This window comes from Cupriavidus sp. WGlv3, assembly GCF_023952475.1.
GTDB lineage: Bacteria > Pseudomonadota > Gammaproteobacteria > Burkholderiales > Burkholderiaceae > Cupriavidus > Cupriavidus phytorum.
The window spans coordinates 45,174-67,255 of sequence record NZ_JALHRX010000014.1 but is presented as its reverse complement, the minus strand read 5'-3'; the positions used below and the strand labels follow the sequence as shown (position 1 = coordinate 67,255).

The 22,082-nt window shown below is 67.2% G+C and carries 23 protein-coding genes and 1 tRNA gene; 10 read left to right on the top strand and 14 right to left on the bottom strand.

The annotated features are described in order from the left end of the window. Window positions 1-63 precede the first annotated feature (63 nt). From MKD38_RS21555 to MKD38_RS21540, 4 genes are read right to left on the bottom strand one after another with little or no spacing between them, the layout of a single operon-like run. The gene (locus tag MKD38_RS21555; protein ID WP_252679838.1) at window positions 64-927 is read right to left on the bottom strand and encodes an AraC family transcriptional regulator; all 864 of its coding nucleotides are present in this window, start codon (window positions 925-927) and stop codon (window positions 64-66) included. Beyond that, window positions 891-1,781, bottom strand: a complete 891-nt coding sequence (locus MKD38_RS21550; protein ID WP_252679836.1) for a 2OG-Fe(II) oxygenase — start codon at window positions 1,779-1,781, stop codon at window positions 891-893. Before MKD38_RS21550 ends, MKD38_RS21555 begins: the two co-directional genes overlap by 37 nt. Beyond that, window positions 1,778-2,539, bottom strand: a complete 762-nt coding sequence (locus MKD38_RS21545) for a lytic transglycosylase domain-containing protein (RefSeq protein WP_252679828.1) — start codon at window positions 2,537-2,539, stop codon at window positions 1,778-1,780. The genes MKD38_RS21550 and MKD38_RS21545 overlap by 4 nt, the downstream gene beginning before the upstream one ends. A gap of 5 nt (window positions 2,540-2,544) precedes the next feature. After that, the gene (locus MKD38_RS21540; protein ID WP_252679826.1) at window positions 2,545-4,266 is read right to left on the bottom strand and encodes a proline--tRNA ligase; all 1,722 of its coding nucleotides are present in this window, start codon (window positions 4,264-4,266) and stop codon (window positions 2,545-2,547) included. 193 nt (window positions 4,267-4,459) lie between these two features. Between MKD38_RS21540 and MKD38_RS21535 the strand changes: the two genes are divergently transcribed. After that, window positions 4,460-5,143, top strand: coding sequence for an RNA pyrophosphohydrolase (locus tag MKD38_RS21535; RefSeq protein WP_252679824.1), 684 nt, complete (start codon window positions 4,460-4,462; stop codon window positions 5,141-5,143). Next, a complete protein-coding gene (locus tag MKD38_RS21530; protein WP_252679822.1) occupies window positions 5,136-5,717 on the top strand; it encodes a CNP1-like family protein in 582 nt (193 codons plus the stop codon). The genes MKD38_RS21535 and MKD38_RS21530 overlap by 8 nt, the downstream gene beginning before the upstream one ends. Before the next feature lie 69 nt (window positions 5,718-5,786). On the opposite strand, the gene proB is transcribed toward MKD38_RS21530, so the two are convergent. From proB to rplU, 4 genes are all read right to left on the bottom strand, one after another. Beyond that, window positions 5,787-6,905, bottom strand: a complete 1,119-nt coding sequence (gene proB / locus MKD38_RS21525) for a glutamate 5-kinase (RefSeq protein ID WP_252679820.1) — start codon at window positions 6,903-6,905, stop codon at window positions 5,787-5,789. Between the two features lie 45 nt (window positions 6,906-6,950). After that, the gene (gene obgE / locus MKD38_RS21520) at window positions 6,951-8,048 is read right to left on the bottom strand and encodes a GTPase ObgE (protein WP_252679811.1); all 1,098 of its coding nucleotides are present in this window, start codon (window positions 8,046-8,048) and stop codon (window positions 6,951-6,953) included. Window positions 8,049-8,169: 121 nt separating this feature from the next. Next, window positions 8,170-8,430, bottom strand: a complete 261-nt coding sequence (gene rpmA / locus MKD38_RS21515) for a 50S ribosomal protein L27 (RefSeq protein ID WP_010814747.1) — start codon at window positions 8,428-8,430, stop codon at window positions 8,170-8,172. Between the two features lie 39 nt (window positions 8,431-8,469). Then, window positions 8,470-8,781 (bottom strand): 50S ribosomal protein L21, encoded by a 312-nt coding sequence (gene rplU, locus MKD38_RS21510; RefSeq protein ID WP_006576525.1) that lies wholly within the window; start codon window positions 8,779-8,781, stop codon window positions 8,470-8,472. A 479-nt stretch (window positions 8,782-9,260) separates the two neighbouring features. Between rplU and ispB the strand changes: the two genes are divergently transcribed. After that, window positions 9,261-10,190: an octaprenyl diphosphate synthase gene (ispB, locus tag MKD38_RS21505; protein WP_092306243.1), complete on the top strand. Its 930-nt coding sequence runs from the start codon at window positions 9,261-9,263 to the stop codon at window positions 10,188-10,190. A gap of 106 nt (window positions 10,191-10,296) precedes the next feature. Further along, window positions 10,297-10,373, top strand: a tRNA-Pro gene (locus tag MKD38_RS21500). A 60-nt stretch (window positions 10,374-10,433) separates the two neighbouring features. On the opposite strand, the gene MKD38_RS21495 is transcribed toward MKD38_RS21500, so the two are convergent. Both MKD38_RS21495 and MKD38_RS21490 read right to left on the bottom strand, forming a co-directional pair. After that, window positions 10,434-10,745 (bottom strand): helix-turn-helix domain-containing protein, encoded by a 312-nt coding sequence (locus tag MKD38_RS21495; protein WP_252679809.1) that lies wholly within the window; start codon window positions 10,743-10,745, stop codon window positions 10,434-10,436. A gap of 21 nt (window positions 10,746-10,766) precedes the next feature. Then, window positions 10,767-11,072 carry a type II toxin-antitoxin system RelE/ParE family toxin gene (locus MKD38_RS21490; RefSeq protein WP_252679807.1) on the bottom strand — a complete coding sequence of 102 codons (306 nt, stop codon included), beginning with the start codon at window positions 11,070-11,072 and terminating at the stop codon, window positions 10,767-10,769. 321 nt (window positions 11,073-11,393) lie between these two features. On the opposite strand from MKD38_RS21490, the gene pilB reads away from it, so the two are divergent. The 6 genes from pilB to MKD38_RS21460 all read left to right on the top strand — a co-directional run bounded on the left by pilB (window position 11,394) and on the right by MKD38_RS21460 (window position 17,266). Further along, window positions 11,394-13,118 carry a type IV-A pilus assembly ATPase PilB gene (gene pilB / locus MKD38_RS21485; protein WP_252679805.1) on the top strand — a complete coding sequence of 575 codons (1,725 nt, stop codon included), beginning with the start codon at window positions 11,394-11,396 and terminating at the stop codon, window positions 13,116-13,118. A gap of 65 nt (window positions 13,119-13,183) precedes the next feature. Further along, window positions 13,184-14,455, top strand: coding sequence for a type II secretion system F family protein (locus MKD38_RS21480; protein WP_252679803.1), 1,272 nt, complete (start codon window positions 13,184-13,186; stop codon window positions 14,453-14,455). A 3-nt stretch (window positions 14,456-14,458) separates the two neighbouring features. Continuing rightward, complete coding sequence (locus tag MKD38_RS21475; protein ID WP_252679801.1) at window positions 14,459-15,382, top strand: prepilin peptidase; 924 nt, start codon at window positions 14,459-14,461, stop codon at window positions 15,380-15,382. 83 nt (window positions 15,383-15,465) lie between these two features. Then, entirely contained in the window at window positions 15,466-16,092 is a 627-nt protein-coding gene (gene coaE / locus MKD38_RS21470; protein WP_252679794.1) for a dephospho-CoA kinase, read from the top strand. Window positions 16,093-16,301: 209 nt separating this feature from the next. After that, window positions 16,302-17,060, top strand: coding sequence for a cell division protein ZapD (gene zapD, locus MKD38_RS21465; protein WP_115681185.1), 759 nt, complete (start codon window positions 16,302-16,304; stop codon window positions 17,058-17,060). A 17-nt stretch (window positions 17,061-17,077) separates the two neighbouring features. After that, the gene (locus tag MKD38_RS21460) at window positions 17,078-17,266 is read left to right on the top strand and encodes a DNA gyrase inhibitor YacG (protein ID WP_111519102.1); all 189 of its coding nucleotides are present in this window, start codon (window positions 17,078-17,080) and stop codon (window positions 17,264-17,266) included. Window positions 17,267-17,291: 25 nt separating this feature from the next. Here MKD38_RS21460 and MKD38_RS21455 read toward each other — a convergent pair whose 3' ends face one another. The 4 genes from MKD38_RS21455 to argJ all read right to left on the bottom strand — a co-directional run bounded on the left by MKD38_RS21455 (window position 17,292) and on the right by argJ (window position 22,081). Continuing rightward, window positions 17,292-19,331, bottom strand: coding sequence for an OPT family oligopeptide transporter (locus MKD38_RS21455; RefSeq protein WP_252679792.1), 2,040 nt, complete (start codon window positions 19,329-19,331; stop codon window positions 17,292-17,294). Window positions 19,332-19,422: 91 nt separating this feature from the next. Beyond that, window positions 19,423-19,869, bottom strand: a complete 447-nt coding sequence (locus MKD38_RS21450) for an NUDIX domain-containing protein (RefSeq protein WP_252679790.1) — start codon at window positions 19,867-19,869, stop codon at window positions 19,423-19,425. Further along, complete coding sequence (locus MKD38_RS21445; RefSeq protein ID WP_252679788.1) at window positions 19,866-20,771, bottom strand: ATP-binding protein; 906 nt, start codon at window positions 20,769-20,771, stop codon at window positions 19,866-19,868. The genes MKD38_RS21450 and MKD38_RS21445 overlap by 4 nt, the downstream gene beginning before the upstream one ends. Before the next feature lie 71 nt (window positions 20,772-20,842). Continuing rightward, a complete protein-coding gene (gene argJ, locus MKD38_RS21440) occupies window positions 20,843-22,081 on the bottom strand; it encodes a bifunctional glutamate N-acetyltransferase/amino-acid acetyltransferase ArgJ (protein ID WP_252679786.1) in 1,239 nt (412 codons plus the stop codon). Between the last annotated feature and the right edge of the window lies 1 nt (window position 22,082).

The following is a 22,082-nucleotide window of genomic DNA, read 5'->3' as shown; positions in this document are numbered from 1 at the left end:
GTGTGGTGCGCACGGCGGTGGCCGGTCTTGAAGAAAGTTGCGGTGTGGCGCCAGGCCCGCGCCTCAGGCGGCGCGCTGGTATCCGCGCGGTGTCATGGCCACGCGCTGCTTGAAGGCGCGCTGGAAATGGCTCTGGTCGGCAAACCCCAGCGCCAGCGCGACCTCGGCCAGCGCCCCGCCCTGCCGCAGCAGGCGGCGCCCGTGCTGGATGCGCAGGTCGAGCTGGTAGGCATGTGGCGTCATGCCGGTTTCGGCGCGGAAGGCCCGCACCAGGTGGTAGCGGCTCAGGCCGCAGGCGCGCGCCAGCTCGGCCAGCGGCAGCCGCTCGGCATGGCGCTCGCGCAACAGCTCGCACAACTGCGCCACGCGGGCGGAGACGGCGGCCGGTATCGGCAGTGTCCGGGTGCTTGCGCCGGTGTCGATGGCAGCGTGCAGGTCACCGATGAAGGCCACCAGCGCGGCCTCTTTCTCGACGCTGTCGGCGGGCGAGAACAGCGTGCGGTTCAATTCGCAGACCAGCCGGTAGACCGCCGGCGACGTCATCACGCGCGCCGGCAGCCAGGCCCGCGCCGCGCTGTCCTCGTCCAGCACGGCCGCCACCCACGCCGGGTCGAAATGCAGCATCTGGTAGCTCCAGCGCCCGTCCGGCACCGGATTGCAGGCATGGACCTGGTGCGCCGGGATCACCACCACCGTGCCCGCCCTGAGCACGGCGCTGTCATCGCCGCAGGCAAAGCGGCTGGTGCCACCGTCGACGGCGCCGACCGACAGGGTGGGATGGCTATGCGGCAGGTAGCTGGCGCTGCTGTGGCTGGCGCGCCGGCTTTCGGCAAACGGCAGCGCCGGATCGGCCCACCAGCGGCTGGCGGCCGGGGCAGCCGTGGCGCAGCTCACGCCGCGCTGCGGTACGGCCGTTCGCGCAGCCATTTGGTGGCGATCCACTTTTCGCCGGCGGCCACCGGCAGGCCCGCGTGCAGGGTGCGGTCATCCAGCGTGCCGTCGGGCAGCAGGTAGCTGAAGTAGACCGCGTTGCCCTTGACCGGCGCCACCTCCAGGCCCACGCGCGGGAACGCGGTGGCGCCGCCCGCCTCGGGCGTGTTCAGGTAGATCACCAGCGTGGCGATGCGCTGGCCGCCGACGGACAGCTGCCGCGCTTCGCCGGGGCGCTGCGGGTTGAAGTAGTCGAAGTGCGGCTGGTATTCGCCGCCCGGCTTGTAGTTGAGGATCTGCAGCCCTTCGCCGTGCTCGGCCGGCACCCCGGTGACCGCGGCGATGCGGGCCTCGATGCGCGCGATCAGGGCGTGCTCGGCCACCTGGAACATCGCGCCCATGCTGGTGCGGGCATCGATCAGGTTCTCGTCGCCGGTGTCGGGATTGACCACCGGCGAGCGCGCCAGCCGGCCGCGCGACAGCGCCACCAGCGCATCGCACTCGTCGTCGCTCAGCAGTTGCTGGAACAGCTGCACCTGCGGCGACGCCATCCGGAACAGCACCGGCACGCGGCGATCGCCGCCGTCGGCGGCATAGAGCGCGGGCGTGCCGGCCGCCGCGGGTTCAGCTTGCGCGGGCCGTGCCGGCGCCGCGCCGCCGTTGTCCTGGGCAAACGCGGCGGCCACCGACCGGCGCGCGAAGGCGTCGTCGTAACCCGAGCGCAGCATCGACAGCACCAACGCATCGGCGGCAAAGCCCTGGGCGATATGCCGGGCCAGCCATTGTTCGAGTTCGGGCGAGGATTCGGTGTAGCCGGCCTTGCCGCCGGCAACGGATGCTTCGCGGATCATGACGGATTGGCTGCGACGCGCTGCGACGAGAACGGGTTGCGGGCCGGCGGCTCCGCCACCGGCGCGCGCGGGCGCGACGGCGCGATCTCGGCATCGCCGGCCACGGTAACGGTGGCTTCGGAATACTGCCAGCGCTTCCACGCCGCCAGCACCGCGTTGGGATATTCCGGGCGGCCGCGGCTGCCGTTGTAGCGGCCCAGCGCCAGGTACAGGTCGCCCTGCTCGCGGTCCAGGTAATAGCGCAGGATGGTGCAGCCGTAGCGCAGGTTGCTCTGCAGGTGGAACAGCTTGCGCGCGTCGCTGTCGCCGATGGTGCGCACCCAGAACGGCATCACCTGCATCAGCCCGCGCGCGCCGGCCGAACTGATCGCGTACTTGCGGAAGTTGCTTTCGACCTGGATCAGACCCAGCACCAGCGCCGGCTCCAGGCCGGCGCGCTTGGCTTCGTAGTAGGCCACCTCGATCAGCTCGACCCGCACCTGCGGCTCGGGGATGCGCGCGGCCAGCCGCGCCGACATCTCGCCCAGCCACTTGAGGTAGGCCAGGCGCTCGCCGCCGGACGCGAACACCGGCCGCAGCGGCCGGTCATCGGCGATGGCCGCGGCCAGCGCCCCGCGCACGGAGTCGGCCAGGTCTTCTTCCTTCTGCGCGCCGGCGTGCGCCGCCGTGGCCGCCACGGCCAGCAGCGCTACCAGCAGCGCGCCCGCCAGGCGGCGGGCGGCAGCAGTTGCGGCGGTCAGGCCGCGGACGGCGCGCATGGGGCTCAGTTCGCCAGCAGGTTGCGGACGTGGGCGACCACCTCGGCCACGCCGACGGCGGTGGCCTGCGCGTCGCGCCGGCCCTGGTACTCGACCTTGCCTTCCTTCAGGCCGCGGTCGCCCACCACCACGCGGTGCGGCACGCCGATCAGTTCCCAGTCGGCAAACATCACGCCCGGGCGCTCGCCGCGGTCGTCGAGGATCACGTCGACGCCCGCGGCCAGCAGCTCGGCATGGACGCGGTCGGCCTCGGCCTTGACGGCCTCGGAGCGGTCATAGCCCACCGGGCAGATCACCACCGCGAACGGGGCGATCGCGGCCGGCCAGATGATGCCGCGCTCATCGAAGTTCTGCTCGATCGCCGCGCCCAGGATACGCGTGACGCCGATGCCGTAGCAGCCCATCTGCATCGGCTGGGTCTTGCCGTTCTCGTCGAGGAAGGTGGCGTTCATCGATTCCGAGTAACGCGTGCCCAGCATGAACACGTGGCCCACCTCGATGCCGCGGCAGATCTCCAGCGTGCCCTGGCCGTCCGGCGAGGCGTCGCCCGCCACCACGTTGCGCAGGTCGGCCACGATCGGCTCGGGCAGGTCGCGGCCCCAGTTGACGCCGGTGAAGTGGTAGTCGCGGTAGTTGGCGCCGCAGACGAAGTCGCTCATGTTGGCGACGGTGCGGTCGGCCACCACCTTGACCGGCTTCTTCATGTCGATCGGGCCCAGGTAGCCGGGCGGCGAGCCGAAGGCTTCGACGATCTCGTTCTCGGTGGCGAAGCGGAACTCGGCCAGCCCCGGCACCTTCGAGGCCTTGATCTCGTTCAGCTCGTGGTCAGCGCGGATCAGCAGCAGCCAGATCTGGACGCCTGCCTCGCCCTCGGTGGCGAGCACGATCGACTTGACGTTGGTCTCGAGCGGGAGGTTCAGGAATTCGGCCACCTGCTCGCACTTGACCTTCTCCGGGGTGAAGGTCTTGACCAGGTCCTGCCTGGGCGCGGCGCGCTCGGCCAGCAGCGGCAGCGCCTCGGCGGCCTCCATGTTGGCGGCGTAGGCCGAGGTCGGGCAGTAGACGATGGCGTCTTCGCCGGTGTCGGCGATCACGTGGAACTCGTGCGAGCCCGAGCCGCCGATGGCGCCGTTGTCGGCCGCCACGGCACGGAATTCCAGCCCGAAGCGGCGGAAGATGCGCACGTAGGCGTCGTACATGTTCTCGTACGACTTGCGCAGGCCGTCGGTGTCGCGGTCGAAGGAATAGGCGTCCTTCATGGTGAACTCGCGCCCGCGCATGATGCCGAAGCGCGGCCGGCGCTCGTCGCGGAACTTGGTCTGGATCTGGTAGAAATTGAGCGGCAGCTGCTTGTAGCTGCGGATATCGCTGCGGGCGATGTCGGTCACCACCTCTTCGGAGGTGGGCTGGACCGCGAAGTCGCGCTCATGGCGGTCCTTCAGGCGCAGCAGTTCGGGCCCCATCTTGTCCCAGCGGCCGGTCTCCTGCCACAGTTCGGCCGGCTGGATCACCGGCATCGACAGCTCCACCGCGCCGGCGCGGTTCATTTCCTCGCGCACGATGTTCTCCACCTTGCGGATCACGCGCAGGCCGATCGGCATGTAGGTGTAGATGCCGGCGCCCAGCTTCTTGATCATGCCGGCGCGCATCATCAGCTTGTGCGAAACGATTTCCGCGTCGGCGGGCGCTTCCTTGAGGGTGGAAATGAAGAATTGCGAGGCTTTCATCCGTAATTTCTCTCTGGGCCGCCGAGGTCGGAAAAATCCGTCCCGGCACAATCCGGGGGGCTGGCGGCGCTGAATTATGCGCACGCGCCTGAAACTGCCCTTCCGCTCGGGGAAAACCACCATCCCCCGGTCCGGGCCCGGCTGCGCGCTTCCTTTATAATCAGCGTAATTCTAAAGGATTCGAGGTGCAGTCATGCTCGATCGTGAAGGCTTTCGCCCGAACGTCGGCATCATCCTCCTCAACGCAAGAAACGAGGTTTTCTGGGGCAAGCGAATCGGCGAACACTCCTGGCAGTTTCCGCAGGGCGGCATCAAGTACGGCGAAACGCCGGAACAGGCCATGTACCGCGAACTGCATGAGGAAATCGGCCTGCTTCCGGAGCACGTCAGGATCGTCGGTCGCACGCGCGACTGGCTGCGTTACGAGGTGCCGGACAAGTTCATCCGCCGCGAGATCCGCGGCCACTACAAGGGCCAGAAACAAATCTGGTTCCTGCTGCGCATGGCCGGCAGGGACTGCGACATCCACCTGCGCGCCACCGAGCACCCGGAGTTCGACGCCTGGCGCTGGAGCCATTACTGGGTGCCGCTCGAGGCCGTGATCGAGTTCAAGCGCGATGTCTACCAGATGGCGCTGACGGAATTGTCGCGCTTCCTGAACCGGCACCCGCGCGTGCCGCTCAGCCCGTATGGGACACACGGCAACCATGGTGGCCACGGCGTGCACGGTCGCCACGGCGGTCCGCGCGGCCAGGCGTTGAGCCGGGCGCAGGCCGCGCAGCAGGCCGACGCCGACGGCAATGCCGAAGCCCCGGCCACGGCCGACTACGTTTCGCCGGCGACGCCGGTATCCACTTCACGGAGCACTGATGACTAGTTTGACCGGCGTGGGCCGCCACGGCGGCCTGGGCGCTGCCGCATTGCTGCTTGCCGCGGCCAGCCTGGCGCTGGCCGGCTGCAAGACCACCGGCAAGGAGATGGCCGAGGAAGAAAGCACCTGGAACAACCCGTTCGCGCCCAAGACCTTCGAGGAAGCCAAGGCCATGCTGCCGCCCTTGCCGCAGGAGGCCAACCTGATCCCGTTCTCGGTGGCCGGCACAGGCACGCTGTCGTTCGCGGTGGACAGCAAGTCGATCTCGGTGGGCAAGGACAACGTGGTGCGCTATACCGCCGTCACCACCAGCCAGAGCGGCGCCCGCAACGTGACCTTCGAAGGCATGCGCTGCGACGTGTTCGAGCGCAAGCTGTACGCCACCCTGCCCCCCGGCGCTACCGAGTGGGTGCCCAACACCAGCGACTACGGCGAGACCTGGCACCGCATGCAAACCGGGGTCCGCAACGCCTACGCCGCCACGCTGGCGATCGATTTCTTCTGCGAGGGCCGCACCGTGGCCGGCAAGCCCGCGGACATGGTGCGCGAGCTGCAGTCGCGCGCGCCGAACAAGCGCTGACGCAACCGGTGCAGGCATAAAAAAACGGCGGGACTGCCAGGCAGTCCCGCCGTTTTTTTCTTGCATCGCTCAGACCAGCACCAGGTTGTCGCGATGGATCAGCTCGGGCTCGTTGAGGTGGCCGAGCACGGATTCGATCTCGGACGACGGCTTGCGCGCGATCAGCCGCGACTCCGCGCTGGAATAGTTGGTGATGCCGCGCGCCACCTCCTTGCCCTGCGCATCGACGCAGGCGATCACCTCGCCGCGGGCGAATTCGCCCTGCACCTCGACCACGCCGATCGGCAGCAGCGACTTGCCGCCGCCGGTCAGCTTCTCGACCGCGCCGTTGTCGATCACCACGCGCCCGCGCAGTTGCAGGTGGTCGGCCATCCATTGCTTGCGTGCAGTCAGCCGGCCGGTCGGCGCCAGCAACTGGGTGCCGATCGCCTCGCCGGCCGCCAGGCGCTCCAGCACATTGGCCTCGCGGCCCGAGGCGATGATGGTATGCGCGCCCGACTTGGCCGCGCGCTTGGCCGCCAGGATCTTGGTCAGCATGCCGCCGCGCCCGATCGAGGTGCCGGCGCCGCCGGCCATGGCTTCCAGCTCGGGCGTGCCGGCCAGGGCCTCGTCGACGAACTGCGCGGCCGGGTCCTTGCGAGGATCGGCTGTGTACAGGCCGCGCTGGTCGGTCAGGATCACCAGCGCGTCGCCTTCGATCAGGTTGGTGACCAGCGCGCCGAGCGTGTCGTTGTCGCCGAACTTGATTTCGTCGGTGACCACGGTGTCGTTCTCGTTGATGATCGGCACCACGCCCAGCGACAGCAGCGTCAGCAGCGTGGAGCGGGCGTTCAGGTAGCGCTCGCGGTCGGCCAGGTCGGCGTGGGTCAGCAGCACCTGCGCGGTGCGGATGCCATAGCGGCCGAACTGGCTCTCGTAGACCTGCGCCAGCCCCATCTGGCCGACCGCGGCGGCGGCCTGCAGCTCATGGATTTCCTTCGGGCGGCGCACCCAGCCGAGCCGCTGCATGCCTTCGGCAATGGCGCCCGAACTGACCAGCACCACTTCCTTGCCGGCCACGCGCAGCTTGGCGATCTGGGCGGCCCAGCGAGCGATGGCGTCGTGGTCCAGCCCCTTGCCGTCGTTGGTGACCAGGCTGGAGCCCACTTTGACGACGATGCGCTTTGCCTGCGCGATGACCGATTGCATGGTGGATCCTGTCTCCGGAGATCGTTCGGAACCGCTGATTCTTGTTTATGCCTCGGGCTGGTCCTGGTCGACGTTATGCAGGCGGTCGTCCAGGCGGATGTCCGGCTCTGCCAGCGCCGCGGCCTCTTCGGCCTTGATCGCCTGCAGGTGGTCCTTGATCGCGTAGATCAGCTCGCGGCAGCCTTCGCCGGTCAGCGCCGAGATCTGGAACACCGGGCCCTTCCACTTGTAGCGCTTGAGGAAGTCCTTCACCTTCGCCGCGCGCTCGTCCTCGGGCACCATGTCGAGCTTGTTCAGCACCAGCCAGCGCGGCTTTTCATACAGGGTCTCGTCGTACTTCTTCAGTTCATTGACGATGGCCTTGGCCTCGGCGACCGGGTCGACCGCCTCGTCGAACGGGGCCAGGTCGACGATATGCAGCAGCAGCCCGGTGCGCTGCAGGTGGCGCAGGAACTGGTGGCCCAGGCCCGCGCCCTCGGCCGCGCCCTCGATCAGGCCGGGGATGTCGGCGACCACGAACGATTGCTCATGGTCCACGCGCACCACGCCCAGGTTGGGATGCAGCGTGGTGAACGGATAGTCCGCCACCTTGGGGCGCGCGTTGGAGATATGCGAGATAAAGGTCGACTTGCCGGCATTGGGCATGCCCAGCAGGCCGACGTCGGCCAGCACCTTCAGCTCGAGCTTGAGCATGCGGCGCTCGCCCGGCTTGCCGTCGACCTGCTGGCGCGGCGCGCGGTTGGTGCTGGACTTGAAATGCAGGTTGCCCCAGCCGCCCATGCCGCCCTCGGCCAGGCACACGCGCTGGCCGTGCTCGGTCAGGTCGGCGATGACCTCGCCGGTGTCCATGTCGGTGATCAGCGTGCCCACCGGCATGCGCAGCGTAATGTCTTCGCCGGCCGCGCCGTAGCAATCGGAGCCGCGGCCATTCTCGCCGTTCCTGGCCACATGCTTCTTGGCGTAGCGGAAGTCGATCAGCGTATTGATATTGCGGTCCGCCTGCGCGAACACGCTGCCGCCCCGGCCGCCGTCGCCACCATCCGGGCCGCCGAAGGGCACAAACTTTTCGCGCCGGAACGAGGCGCTGCCATTGCCGCCGTTGCCGGCGATGGCTTCGATTCGGGCTTCGTCGATGAACTTCATGATGGGTTTTCCGTGATGGATCGGCTGGGCTCGGCAGAGCGGGTGCCGGCGTAGTTTACTTCGCCAGAAAAGAAAAAGCCCCGCAAGCGTTGCGGGGCCTTTCGTCCTGCAAAGGCTGTTATCAGGCCGCCGGAACGACGCTGACTTGCTGCTTCTTGGCAGGGCCCTTGACGGCGAACTGCACGTGGCCGTCGACCAGGGCGAACAGCGTGTGGTCCTTGCCCACGCCGACGTTGTCGCCGGCATGCACGCGGGTACCGCGCTGGCGGATGATGATGCCACCGGCGTTGATGGCCTGGCCACCAAACACCTTCACGCCCAGACGCTTCGATTCGGAATCACGGCCGTTCCGCGTGGAACCGCCGCCTTTTTTCTGTGCCATGTCTTACTCCTGTCGCTTTACCGGATTACGCTCGATCGATCAGGCAACGATCGCTTCGATGCGCAGTTCGGTGTAATTCTGACGATGGCCCTGACGCTTCTGGTAGTGCTTGCGACGGCGCATCTTGAAGATCTTCACCTTGTCGTGACGACCCTGGGAGATAACGGTAGCCTTGACGGAAGCCCCGCTCACCAGCGGCGTACCAAACTTGATTTGGTCGCCGGCGCCCACTGCGAGCACCTGGTCGAGCGTGATTTCTGCGCCAATGTCTGCCGGTATCTGTTCTACTTTCAGTTTTTCGCCAGCAGCAACCTTGTATTGCTTGCCGCCGGTTTTTACGACCGCGTACATTGTCGAACCTCTCGGATGTGAATAAAACGCCGAAACCGCGCGATGCGGCCCGGTTATCTCCCACCGGCAAGGACCCGCAAGGCGAGCGACTACCGGAGGAAACCGGGAATTGTAAACGAGATTGGGGAAAACCGCAAAGAAAACAGGCACATAGCCTGCGAGCGCCGCGCCCGGCACAATCCGGCGGCGGCTACGCTCAGGTCAGGTCGGCGAGAAGGAACCCCGCCAGTGCGGCAAACGCCACCCACCAGGCGGTGCGGCGCAGTTGGCGGCGAGGTATGGGCTTGTCCATGGCTGCAATTATAGAGGGCCAATCATCGGCGCCGCTGCGCGCATACCCTGAGCCCATCTCCCGGCAAACTATGCGGGGCATGCGTAGAACGCCGCCTGCATCGCATATAATCGTCCGGTTTTGCGTAACGGTGATCATCTTGTCCCAGCCTTCCGCCACTGCCTTGCTTGCCCCGGTCGCTGCAGACATGCGCGCGGTCGATGCTGTTATCCGCCAGCGGCTGTCCTCTGAAGTCCCTCTGATCGAGCAGATCGGCGAATACATCATCGGTGCCGGCGGCAAGCGCCTGCGGCCGGTGATCCTGCTGCTGACGGCGCGCGCGCTGGGCTACGACGGCAACCGCCACCACGAGCTGGCCGCCGTCGTCGAGTTCATCCACACCGCCACCCTGCTGCACGACGATGTGGTCGACGAGTCCGAGCTGCGCCGCGGGCGCGACACCGCCAACGCCGTGTTCGGCAATGCCGCCAGCGTGCTGGTGGGCGACTTCCTCTATTCGCGCGCGTTCCAGATGATGGTCGATGCCGGCAGCATGCGCATCATGGAAATCCTGTCCAACGCGACCAACGTGATCGCCGAGGGCGAGGTGCTGCAGCTGCTGAACATGCACGACCCCGACGTCACCGTCGAACGCTACCTGCAGGTGATTCGCTACAAGACCGCCAAGCTGTTCGAGGCCGCCGCGCAACTGGGCGCGGTGCTGTCCGGCGCCGACGCGCAGATGGAAGAAGCCGCCGCCGAATACGGCCGCCGCATCGGCACCGCGTTCCAGCTGATCGACGACATGCTGGACTACACCGCCAGCGCCGAGCAGATGGGCAAGAACGCCGGCGATGACCTGCGCGAAGGCAAGCCCACCCTGCCGCTGCTGCACCTGCTGGAACACGGCACCGCCGAGCAGCGCCAGCTGGCCCGCGACGCGATCGTGCAAGGCGGCACCGAGCATTTCGACGCGGTCTTCGCCGCGATCCACGCCAGCGGCGCGCTCGAGGTCACCTTCGAAGCGGCACGGCGCGAGGCCGAAGCCGCCGAGCAGGCAGCCCGGCAGTTCCCGCCGTCCGAGCTGAAGGAAACCCTGATCCAGCTCTGCGCGTTCTCGCTGCAGCGTCAGTCCTGAGGCGGGACGAGCGGCGTTTTCCTCCGCCCTCTTCCATTCCAAAAAAAACGCTGCTACACTTACGTTCTTTGCTGCTGACGCTAAAACGTCTGCCGGCAAAACAAATCGGGGTGTAGCTTAGCCTGGTAGAGCGCTACGTTCGGGACGTAGAGGCCGGAGGTTCGAATCCTCTCACCCCGACCAGATTTAAGAAGCCGAATCAACGAAAGTTGGTTCGGCTTTTTGTCTTTCTACCCCTCCTCCTCAGCCCTTGATGGCTTTTCGCCGTCGCTTGAATGCTTTCAGCTCCGCTGCGGAGAAAAGCTGGCTGCGCCCGACTTCCGCCCGTGGAGCCAGCTTGCCATCGCGCACCAGCCGGCGGAAGGTGGCAATCGAGATTTCGAGGTATTGGGCAGCCTCTGCCGCGGTGAAATCGTCCTCAGCGAGATGGCCAAAGACTTCCTCGTGCGAGAAATTCTCGTCACCAAAGGCCTGCTGCCCGATCAGTGTGAAGAACCTGACGCGCTCCCTCGGGGGCAACTCGCCGAGGGCATGCAGCAGATCTTCAGCAGTCATCGTGTCCATTCCTTTCTGCCTTCAGGTATTTTTGAGCTCGTCATAGAAGTTCTCATGCGAGCCCACCTTGTAGAAATCGATCCATAGCACTTCAAGCGGCCTGCCTTTCGCGTTGAACTCCTGCGGCAGTGCCCGGTAGGCGATCAGGTATTGCTGCCGGTTGAACCGGAATTTGTGCACCCGGATGCCACCCAAGTCCCCGATCTTCGCCTCCCCCAGCTCGGGCGCCGCACAGAGCTCCTCAACCTCGTCTTCGATCGCCAGTTGCAGTGGCTTGTGTGCCTTCTTGACGAACTGCGCGAAAGGCTTCTTGTAGTTTCGCCTCATGCGATGTTACACACTCATTTTTGATTCTATAACAGATCAGACTACGCCGGACGTCGGCGAGCCACCATGCCGGGAAGCATGGCTGGCCTGCGCCCCATGGGGAGGATTAGGGCAATTCTCAAATGCCGTGATGCTGTGTTCGCGCCGCGTGGAACTGGGCCCCGCGCATTAGGGTTGCGCCGGTGTCGCGCAAACGCCAATACGTCCCGCCGTCGCCTTTACAAAAAGTGACCCCATCGGCAAACTGCCCCGATCCCTAGAAGCGGGCTCGTCTCGTCCTGCCCTGTCCGCGGACACTGCTCCAATCACTGCGCACCTGCCATGACACTCGGACTTGCCCTGGCCCAGAGCCGGCGTATCGCGCCCGCGCTGCTTGCTCAGCTGGAGCAGGCGGCGCGTGAAAAGCAATCGCAGCTGATTGACGAGATCGTCGGCAGCGGCACCATGAGCGCGCACGACCTGGCGCTGTTCGCCGCGGACAAGTACCAGCTGCCGCTGCTGGACCTGGCGCAGTACAACCTCGCCAAGGTGCCGCCGGCGCTGGCCGGCAACCGTGAATTCCATGCCCACCGGCTGCTGCCGCTGGGCCGGCGCGACAATCGCCTGGTGCTGGCGCTGTCCGATCCGTCCAACCAGGCCGGCCTGGACGCGATCCGCGACAAGTACAAGCTGCCGGTCGAAGCGGTGGTGGTCGAGCACGACAAGCTGATGAAGCATGTGCGCGCTGCCGGCGAGGCGCTCGGCACGCTGAAGAACATCTCGCCGGTGCAGGCCGAGCGCAAGATGATCGAGTACGATCCGGTCGCCGCCGCCGCCAACCCGCGCAACCGCACCACGGCCGACAACATCGACGACGCCCCGGTGGTGCGCTTCCTGCAGAAGCTGCTGACCGAGGCCTTCCACCGCGGCGCCTCCGACCTGCACTTCGAACCGTTCGAAACCTTCTACCGCATCCGCTTCCGTGTCGACGGCGTGCTGCAGGAGGTCGCGCGCCCGCCGCTGGATATCCGCGACAAGATCGCGACCCGCATCAAGGTGCTGTCGCGGCTGGACATTTCTGAAAAGCGCGTGCCGCAGGACGGCCGCATGAAGCTGCTGATCGCGCTGCCCAAGGACAAGGATGCCAAGGAAACCGTCGAGAAGGCGGTGGACTTCCGCGTATCGACGCTGCCAACGCTGTTCGGCGAGAAGATCGTGATGCGGATCCTGGAATCGTCGTCCGACAAGCTCGACATCGACCAGCTCGGCTATGAGCCCGCGCAGAAGGCGCTGCTGCTGGACGTGATCAAGCGCCCCTACGGCATGGTGCTGGTGACCGGCCCCACCGGCAGCGGCAAGACCGTGTCGCTGTACACCTTCCTGAACCTGCTGAACCAGGGCGACATCAATATCTCCACCGCCGAGGACCCGGCCGAAATCCAGCTGCCGGGGATCAACCAGGTCAACGTCAACGACAAGGCCGGGCTGACCTTTGCCACCGCGCTGCGCTCGTTCCTGCGCCAGGATCCGGACATCATCATGGTCGGCGAAATCCGCGACCTGGAAACCGCCGACATCTCCATCAAGGCCGCGCAGACCGGCCACCTGGTGTTGTCGACGCTGCACACCAACGACGCGCCGACCACGCTGACACGCCTGATGAACATGGGCGTGGCCCCTTTCAACATTGCGTCGAGCGTGCTGATGATCACCGCGCAGCGGCTGGCGCGGCGGCTCTGCAGCTGCAAGCGCGAGGGCGAGATCCCGCGCGAGGCCTTGCTGGAAGCGGGCTTTCGCGAGCAGGACCTGGACGGCAGCTGGCAGCCCTACCATCCGGTCGGCTGCGAGCGCTGCAACGGCAGCGGCTACAAGGGCCGCTGCGGCATCTACCAGGTGATGCCGATCACCGAGGCCATGCAGGAGATCATCCTGGCGCACGGCACCGCGCTGCAAATTGCCGAGCAGGCGCGCAAGGACGGCGTGCTATCGTTGCGCGAAGCGGGGTTGCTGAAGGTCAGGCAGGGCGTCACGTCACTCGAAGAAGTGCTGGCGACCACGAATACGTAGGCAAGCAAGACACAACGTAAATACAAGACGCACAACAAGCGTCATTGTCATCGGGGGTCAATAACATGGCGACGCGCGCACCAGCAGCGGGCGCCCGGACGGGGGCACCGTCACGGGCCAAATCAGGGAAGGGGCGCAAGGCCCCCACCCAGTACATCTTCGAGTGGGAAGGCAAGGACCGCAAGGGCAAGACCTTCACCGGTGAACTGCGCGCGGAAAACCAGGCCGAGGTCACCGCCACGCTGCGCAAGCAGGGCCTGACCATCGTCAGGCTGAAGAAGCGCAAGGCCGCGCGCGGGCGCAAGATCACCGAGAAGGACATCGCCTACTTCACCCGGCAACTGTCGACCATGCTCAAGGCCGGCATCCCGCTGCTGCAGTCGATCGACATCATCGCGCGCGGGCACGTGAATCCCAACTTCACCCAGCTGCTGTCCGACATCCGCTTCGACATCGAGGCCGGCAGCAGCATGGCCGCGGCGTTCCGTCGCCATCCCAAATACTTCGACACGCTGTACTGCAACCTGATCGATGCCGGCGAACAGGGCGGTATTCTGGATTCGCTGCTGGAGCGCCTGTCGCTCTACATGGAGAAGACCATCGCGCTGAAGGGGCAGATCAAGTCCGCGATGATCTACCCGATCGCGGTGCTGACGGTCGCCTTTGCGGTCACGGTGATCCTGATGCTGTTCGTGATCCCGGCGTTCAAGGGCGTGTTCTCCAGCTTCGGCGCCAACCTGCCCGCGCCGACGCTGCTGGTGATCGCGATCTCGGACTTCTTTGTGCAGTACTGGTACCTGGTGATCGGCGCCCCGGTGGCCGGCATCAGCTTCTACCTGCGCGCGCTGAAGCAGTCCGAGAAGGTGCAGCGCGCCACCGACCGCGCGCTGCTGAAGCTGCCGATCTTCGGCAGCCTGTTCCGCAAGGCCGTGATCGCGCGCTGGACCCGCACCCTGGCAACGATGTTCGCGGCCGGCACGCCGCTGGTGGAATCGATGGAATCTGTGGCCGGCGCCGCCGGCAACTGGGTCTACTACGACGCCACCCGCGAGATCGAGCAATCGGTGCGCATCGGCACCAGCCTGACCAACGCGATGCAGGCGACCCATGTGTTCGACAACATGGTGCTGCAGATGACGCAGATCGGCGAGGAATCCGGCGCGCTGGACAACATGCTGCTGAAGGTCGCGGAGTTCTACGAGCGCGAGGTCGACGACGCCGTCGCGGCCATCTCCAGCCTGATCGAGCCGCTGATCATCGTGGTGCTGGGCGTGCTGATCGGCGGCATGGTGGTGGCGATGTACCTGCCGATCTTCAAGCTGGGACAGGTGGTATAAGCGATGCAGCCTGTTTGGTCCGCTTCCCCCTTTCCGACCGGAGCCGCGACCGGAACCGCGACCGGCACCGCCCCGCTGCTGCACGCGCTGGCGGCGCTGCCGCCAGTCTTTTTGGTGGCGGCCGCGGCGCTGCTGGGGCTGGTGGTCGGCAGCTTCCTCAATGTGGTGATCCACCGCGTGCCGCGCATGATGGAGCGCGAAGAGGCAAACTACATTGCCGAACTGCGCGGCGACCCGCTGCCCTACCCCGGCCGCTACAACCTGATGGTGCCGCGCTCGGCCTGCCCGCATTGCGGCCACGCCATCGCCCCGTGGGAAAACGTGCCGGTGCTGAGCTACCTGTTCCTGCGCGGCCGCTGCTCGGCGTGCAAGGCGCCGATCAGCGTACGCTATCCGCTGGTGGAACTGGCCTGCGGCGTGCTGAGCGCGCTGGTGGCATGGCGCTTCGGCCCGAACGCGCAGGCGCTGGCCGCGCTGGTGCTGGTGTGGGGGCTGCTGGCGCTGACCATGATCGATGCCGATACACAATTGCTGCCGGACCAGATCACGCTGCCGCTGCTGTGGACCGGCCTGCTGCTGAACCTGGCCGGCCTGTTCGTGGCGCTGCCCGACGCGGTGATCGGCGCCGCCGCCGGCTACCTGGTGCTGTGGATCGCCTACTGGCTGTTCCGGCTGCTGCGTGGCAAGGAAGGCATGGGTTTCGGCGACTTCAAGCTGATGGCGGCGCTGGGTGCGTGGTTCGGCTGGCAGGCGTTGCCGGCGCTGGTGCTGCTGTCGTCGGTGGCCGGCGTGCTGTTCGGGCTGGCCAATATCGCGCTGCGCCGCCAGGAGCGCGACACGCCGTTTCCGTTCGGGCCCTTCATTGCGCTGGCCGGCGTGGTGGTGCTGCTGTTCGGCCCCAGGGTGCTGCCGCTGTTTGCCTGGTGATGGCCTCGCGCCATGAACCAGGCACAGGCGAAGCGGCCGAAGCTGGTATCGTTGCGGCAACGACGTCTGACAGAAACTATCACATGCTGGAAATCGGACTGACCGGCGGCATCGGCAGCGGCAAGACCCGCGTGGCCGACATGTTCGCCGCGCGCGGTGCCGCGATCATCGACACCGACCTGCTTGCGCACGAGATCACCGCCCCGGGCGGGCGCGCGATCCCGGCGCTGGTCGAAGCCTTCGGCCCCGCCTGTCTGCGCCCGGACGGCGCCATGGACCGCGACGCAATGCGTGCGCTGGTGTTTGCCGATCCCGCCGCCAAGGCGCGGCTCGAAGCCATCACCCACCCGCTGATCCGCGCGCTGACCACCGAACGCGCGCAGTCGGTCCGCGCTGCCGGCGCGCACCCCTACCTGATCTACGTGGTACCGCTGCTGGTGGAATCGGGCTCATGGCGCGAGCGCGTGGGCCGCGTGCTGGTGGTCGACTGCACCGAAGCCACGCAAGTGGCCCGCGTGATGTCGCGCAACGGCTTCAGCCGCGAACAGGTGCTGGCGATCATGGCCAGGCAGGCCACGCGCGCGGCGCGCCTGGCATGTGCCGACGACGTCATCGACAACGACGGGCCGGTGCAGGCGCTGGTGGCGCAGGTCGACCGGCTCGACCGCTACTACCGTGAACTGTCGGCCGCGGGCACGGTCCATCCATAACGCGCCAGGCCGGCGCGGCGGCGCATGGCATCATGCGGGCGACATTGTCCTCGGACCTTGTCTCGCATAGAATGCGCTGGAACATGCCGGGAAATCGCCGCATAGTGCCGGTATTCCACACGCATAGATCGCCCTTTCCGGTATTTCCCGGGCCTCATTCTGCACCGGGCCGCCCCTGAAGCGCCCGACGCCCTGCACGGACACAGCACTTGATTCTGTACGAATACCCTTTCAACGAACGCATCAGGACTCTCCTGCGCCTGGAAGACCTGTTCGATCGGCTGGAATACTTCCTCGGCCAGGATCATGCCCAGCAGCACCACGTCGCGCTGACCACGCTGTTCGAGATCATCGACGTGGCCGGCCGCGCCGACCTCAAGACCGACCTGATCAAGGAACTGGAGCGCCAGCGCCAGGCCCTGGCGCCGCTGCGCGCCAATCCGCAGATCGACCAGGACGCGCTCGACTCGGTCATCGGCGAGATCGAGCAGGGCATCGCCATGCTCAACCAGACCGTGGGCAAGGCCGGCCAGTTGCTGACGGATAACGAGTGGCTGACCAGCATCCGCAGCCGCGCGATCATCCCCGGCGGCACCTGCGAGTTCGACCTGCCCGCCTACTATGCCTGGCAGCATCGCCCCGCCGAAGACCGCCGCGCCGACATCCTGAAATGGGCGCGTCCGCTGGTGTCGCTGCGCATGGGCACGACCATCGTGCTGCGGCTGCTGCGCGAAGCCGGCCAGAGCGGCAAGGTGATCGCCACCGGCGGCAGCTACCAGCAAATGCTGTCGGGCCGCAGCTACCAGCTGATGCAGGTCTGGCTGGACGATTCGCTGCTGGCCTTCATCCCCGAGATGAGCGCCAACAAGTACATGCTGTGGGTGCGCTTCACGCAGCAGGACGGCGACCTGCGCCCGCGCTCGGTCGATGCGGATATTCCGTTCCTGCTGAAACTCTGCAACTTCTGAAGCCTGCGCTGAACGCCATGCCTGCTGTCGTCAAATGCCCCACCTGCGGCACCGAGGTGGCCTGGGTGACCGAAAACAAGTTCCGCCCCTTCTGTTCCGAGCGCTGCAAGCAAATCGATCTCGGCGCATGGGCGTCCGAGAAATACGTAATTGGCGGCAAGCCGGGCGAGACCTCGCCCGACCGGTCCGAAGACGAGGACGACTGAGGGCGCGACGCCGGCGCCCCCGTCTTCAATGCGCCGCCGCCAGCACGCGGCGATAGAAGCCCACGCACACCAGCACGAACACCGCCAGGCCCAGCCACTGCGCCGTCGCTTCAAACCCGCCGCCGACCACGGCCAGCGGCGCATCGCTGCCTGACAGGCCGATCACCGCGGCCAGCATCACGCCGACCAAACTTTCGCCGACGATCAGGCCGGACGCCAGCAGCGTGCCGCGCCGCTCGGCGTGCTCGAGTGCCAGTTGCACGTCGTCGCCGCGTGCGGTGGCGCGGCGGCGCTCGGCGCGCAGCAACAGCCAAGACAGCACCGCACCCACCACCAGTGCCGAGCTGATCGTCGGCGGCAGGTAGATGCCGATGCCCACGGCCAGCACCGGCAAGCGCGCCGCGCCGCCACGGCAGCGCAGGATTTCGTCGATGGCGATCAGCACTACGCCCAGCCCGATGCCGATCAGGATCATGTTCCAGTTGAGCTGGTGGGTGAAGATCCCGGTGGCGATGGCGGTCATCAGCGTCGCCTGCGGCGCGGCCAGCGCCTGGTTCGGGTCCATGCCCGCTCGCGGCAGCGCGCCGGCGAAGCCATAGGCGCTGTAGAGCAGCTCGAGCACGGGAGGAATCACCGCGGCGCCGACCACGCAGCCGATCAGCAACGCCACCTGCTGGCGCCACGGCGTCGCGCCGACCAGCCAGCCGGTCTTCAGGTCCTGCAAGTTGTCATTGGCGATCGAGGCCACCGCCACCACCGCGGAGGTGGTGAAGATCGCCAGCGCGATCGCGAACTTGCCGCCCTCGGCCGTGGCCAGCAGGCCGTCGGCCTGGCCCGCCAGCAGGATCAGCAGCGACACCAGGATCACCGCGATGATGCCGATGCCCGAGATCGGGCTGGCCGACGAGCCCACCAGTCCGGCCATGTAGCCGCACGCCGCCGCCACCAGGAAGCCAAAGATGAAGGCGAACACCACCGCATAGACCACCAGGCGCCAGCGCGCCCCGCCATCCAGCGGCGCCGGTGCGAGGAACCAGGCGAACACCGTCACCAGCACCGCCAGCAGCGCCAGCATCACCAGCCCGATCCACTTCGCCGGCATGTCCTGCTGCGTGCGCGGCACGCTGTCCTGCCCCGCCGGGCCGGCCTGCAGCGCGCCGAACGAGGCGCGGATGCCATACAGCATGGGCTTGGCCAATGACAGCAGCGTCCAGATTGCGGCGATGCCGATGGTGCCGGCGCCGATAAAGCGTGCCTGCTGGCTCCACACCATGGTGCCGAAGGCCGACAGCGTGGCGCCGTCCGGGCGCGGCGTGACCGCGGTGAGCCACGGCACCGCGACGCCCCAGGTCAGCACCAGCCCGAGCAGCATGGCCAGCCCGCCGACGATGCCGACCAGGTAGCCCGCGCCCACCAGCGCCAGCGAGAAGCCCATCGACAGCCGCACCACCGAGGCGCCCGCCGACAGCCAGAAATTGGCGCCCTCGGCCAGCACGCGCAGCCCGCCTGCGGCGAAGCTGAACAGCCCCGCCACCAGGCCCCCGGCCATCAGGTCGGCCAGGCCGGTCGGCTGCGGCTTCTGGCCCGGCGTGGCTTCGGCCGGCGCGGCACTGCCCACGCGCAGGATTTCCGCCGCCGCCACGCCCTCGGGATAGGGCAGGTCGCTCTGCACCACCATGGCATGGCGCAGCGGGATGCTGAACACCACGCCCAGCATGCCGCCGGCCGCGCAGATCGCCAGCGTCTGCCAGAACGGGAAGCCCTGCCAGTGGCCCAGCATCACCAGCCCGGGCAGGATAAAGATGATCGACGACAAGGTGCCCGCGGCCGAGGCCTGGGTCTGCACCATGTTGTTTTCCAGGATATTGGCGCCGGGGAAGAGCCGCAGCACGGCCATCGAGATCACCGCCGCGGGGATCGCCGACGAGAAGGTCAGGCCGACCTTCAGGCCCAGGTAGATATTGGAGGCGGTGAACACGACCGTGATCAGCGCACCGAGGATGATGCCGCGCAGGGTCAGTTCAGGCAGGGAAACGTCGTCGGCGATACGATCGACACGTAGCATGCAGGTTCCTTCCTGTGGATCCGGGCCGCTGGCCCGGGCGGCGCACAAGCGGGCGCCGCGGCCGCTTGTCGGTGACGCGGGGACGGCAGGTTCAGCCGTTGCGCACTTCCTCGGCCAGCCATGCCACCACGGGAATGGTGGCCGGCAGCAGCGGCCCCACCGTCACCGGCGTGCCCTGCCACGAGAAGGCCTGGCCTTCGCGGCCGACGGGCTCGCCCTGCCAGGCCGTGACCTTGCAGAAATGCAGCCGCACATAGGCGTGCGGGTAGTCATGTTCCAGGATGTGCCAGCGCTTGCATTGCGTGACATCAAGGCCCAGCTCTTCGTGCAGCTCGCGCGCCAGCGCTGCCTCCACCGACTCGCCCGGCTCCAGCTTGCCGCCGGGGAATTCCCAGTAGCCCTCGTAGGGCTTGCCGGCCGGGCGCTGCGCCAACAGGAAGCGGCCGTCGGGCTGCACCAGCACGCCGACCGCGACCTCGGTCACCTTGCGCGGCGGGTTGTCGCCCGTGGCTGCGGGGTTCTGCGTCGCCGCGCTCATGCCTTGGCATCCCCGGCAACATCGGCGATGTACGGCTTGCCGTGCTTGCCGCCCCAGTCGCGCGCGAACTGCCAGGCCACGCGGCCCGAGCGGGAGCCGCGCTCCAGCGCCCAAACCAGCGCGTCGCCGCGGGCGGCGGCGATGTCTTCGTCGGTGCAGCCGAAGTGCCGCAGCCAGTGGCCGACGATGGCCAGGTACTCGTCCTGCTTGGGCGGGTAGAACGACAGCCACAGCCCGAAGCGCTCGGACAGCGAAATCTTTTCTTCGACTACTTCGCCGGGATGGATCTCGCCGTCGTCGGTGTGGCGGTAGCTCTCGTTGTCCTTCATGTACTCCGGCAGCAGGTGCCGGCGGTTGGACGTGGCGTAGATCAGCACGTTGTCGGACTGCGCCGCGACCGAGCCATCCAGCGCCGACTTGAGCGACTTGTAGCCCGACTCGCCTTCCTCGAACGACAGGTCGTCGCAAAAGATCACGAAGCGCTCGGGCCGCTGCGAGACCAGCTCGACGATATCGCCGAGGTCGCCCAGGTCATCCTTGTCGACCTCGACCAGCCGCAGCCCGTCCTTGACGAAGGCATTGAGGCAGGCCTTGATCAGCGACGACTTGCCGGTGCCGCGCGCGCCGGTCAGCAGCACGTTGTTGGCCGGCAGCTTGTTCACGAACTGGCGCGTATTGCCGACGATGGCATCCTTCTGGCGCTCGATGTTCTTCAGGTCGTCCAGGTGGATCGGCGGCAGCTGCCGCACCGGCTGCAGGTAGCCGATATTGCCGAACAGGCTCTGGCGCTTGCGCCAGCGGAACGCAACCGCCTCCTGCCAGTCCGCATCGCTCAGTTGCGGCGGCAGCCATTGTTCGAGTCGGGCGAGGAAATTGTCGAGGCGGGCGGCGAGGTCGGACATGGCAGCGGGGCGGTGGCGACAGGCAGGGGAAATCGATGTCCTTCCCGCGTGCGCGGGAAGGACAGACAAGCTCAGGAACGGTAGTCGGCGTTGATCGACACGTAGTCGTGCGACAGGTCGCAGGTCCATACGGTGGCTTCTGCGTTGCCGCGGCCGAGCGCGATGCGCACGGTGATCTCGGCCTGCTTCATCACGCGCTGGCCGTCTTCCTCGCGGTAGTGGGGATTGCGGCCGCCGTCGCGCGCGACCCAGACATCGTCCAGCCACAGGCTGACGCGGCCGACGTCGAGATCGTTGACGCCGGCGTAGCCCACCGCGGCCAGGATGCGGCCGAGGTTCGGATCCGAGGCATAGAACGCGGTCTTGACCAGCGGCGAATGCGCGACCGCATAGGCGATCTGGCGGCACTCGGCCACGTCCTTGCCGGCTTCGACGCGGATGGTGATCAGCTTGGTGGCGCCTTCGCCGTCGCGCACGATCATCTGCGCCAGCTCCTGCGCCAGGCTCGTCACCGCGTCGCGCAGCGCTTCGAAGGCCGGGCCTTCGGCGCGCTCGACCACGGCACCGGACTTGCCCGAGGCGATCAGCACGAACGAATCGTTGGTCGAGGTGTCGCCGTCGATGGTGATGCTGTTGAACGAGTGATCGGCGGCGTGCGTCACCAGCGCCTGCAGCACCGGCTGCGCCACCGCGGCATCCATGGCGATGAAGCCCAGCATGGTCGCCATGTTCGGGCGGATCATGCCCGCCCCCTTGCTGATGCCCGACAGCGTCACGGTCTTGCCGTCGATCTGCACCGTGCGCGATGCGACCTTGGGCTGGGTGTCGGTGGTCATGATCGCTTCCGCGGCGGCCAGCCAGTTGTCGGCGCCGGCGTTGGCGATGGCAGCGGGCAGCCCCGCCAGCAGGCGCTCCATCGGCAGTTGCTCGAGGATCACGCCGGTCGAGAACGGCAGCACCTGCGCGGCATCGATGCCCAGCTGCGCGGCCAGCGCGTCGCAGGTGGCGCGGGCATTGGCCAGGCCCTGCTCGCCGGTGCCGGCGTTGGCATTGCCGGTGTTTACCACCAGCGCGCGGATGCCCTTGCCCGCTTTGTCCGCAGCCGCCAGGTGCTCGCGGCAGACCTGTACCGGCGCGGCGCAGAAGCGGTTACTGGTGAAGACGCCGGCCACCGTGCTGCCTTCGGCCACGCGCACCAGCAGCACGTCCTTGCGGTTGGCCTTGCGGATGCCCGCCTCGGCCCAGCCGAGCTCCACGCCGGCGACGGATTTCAGGTTCTCTGCCTGGGGCAGCGGAAGATTGACGGGCATG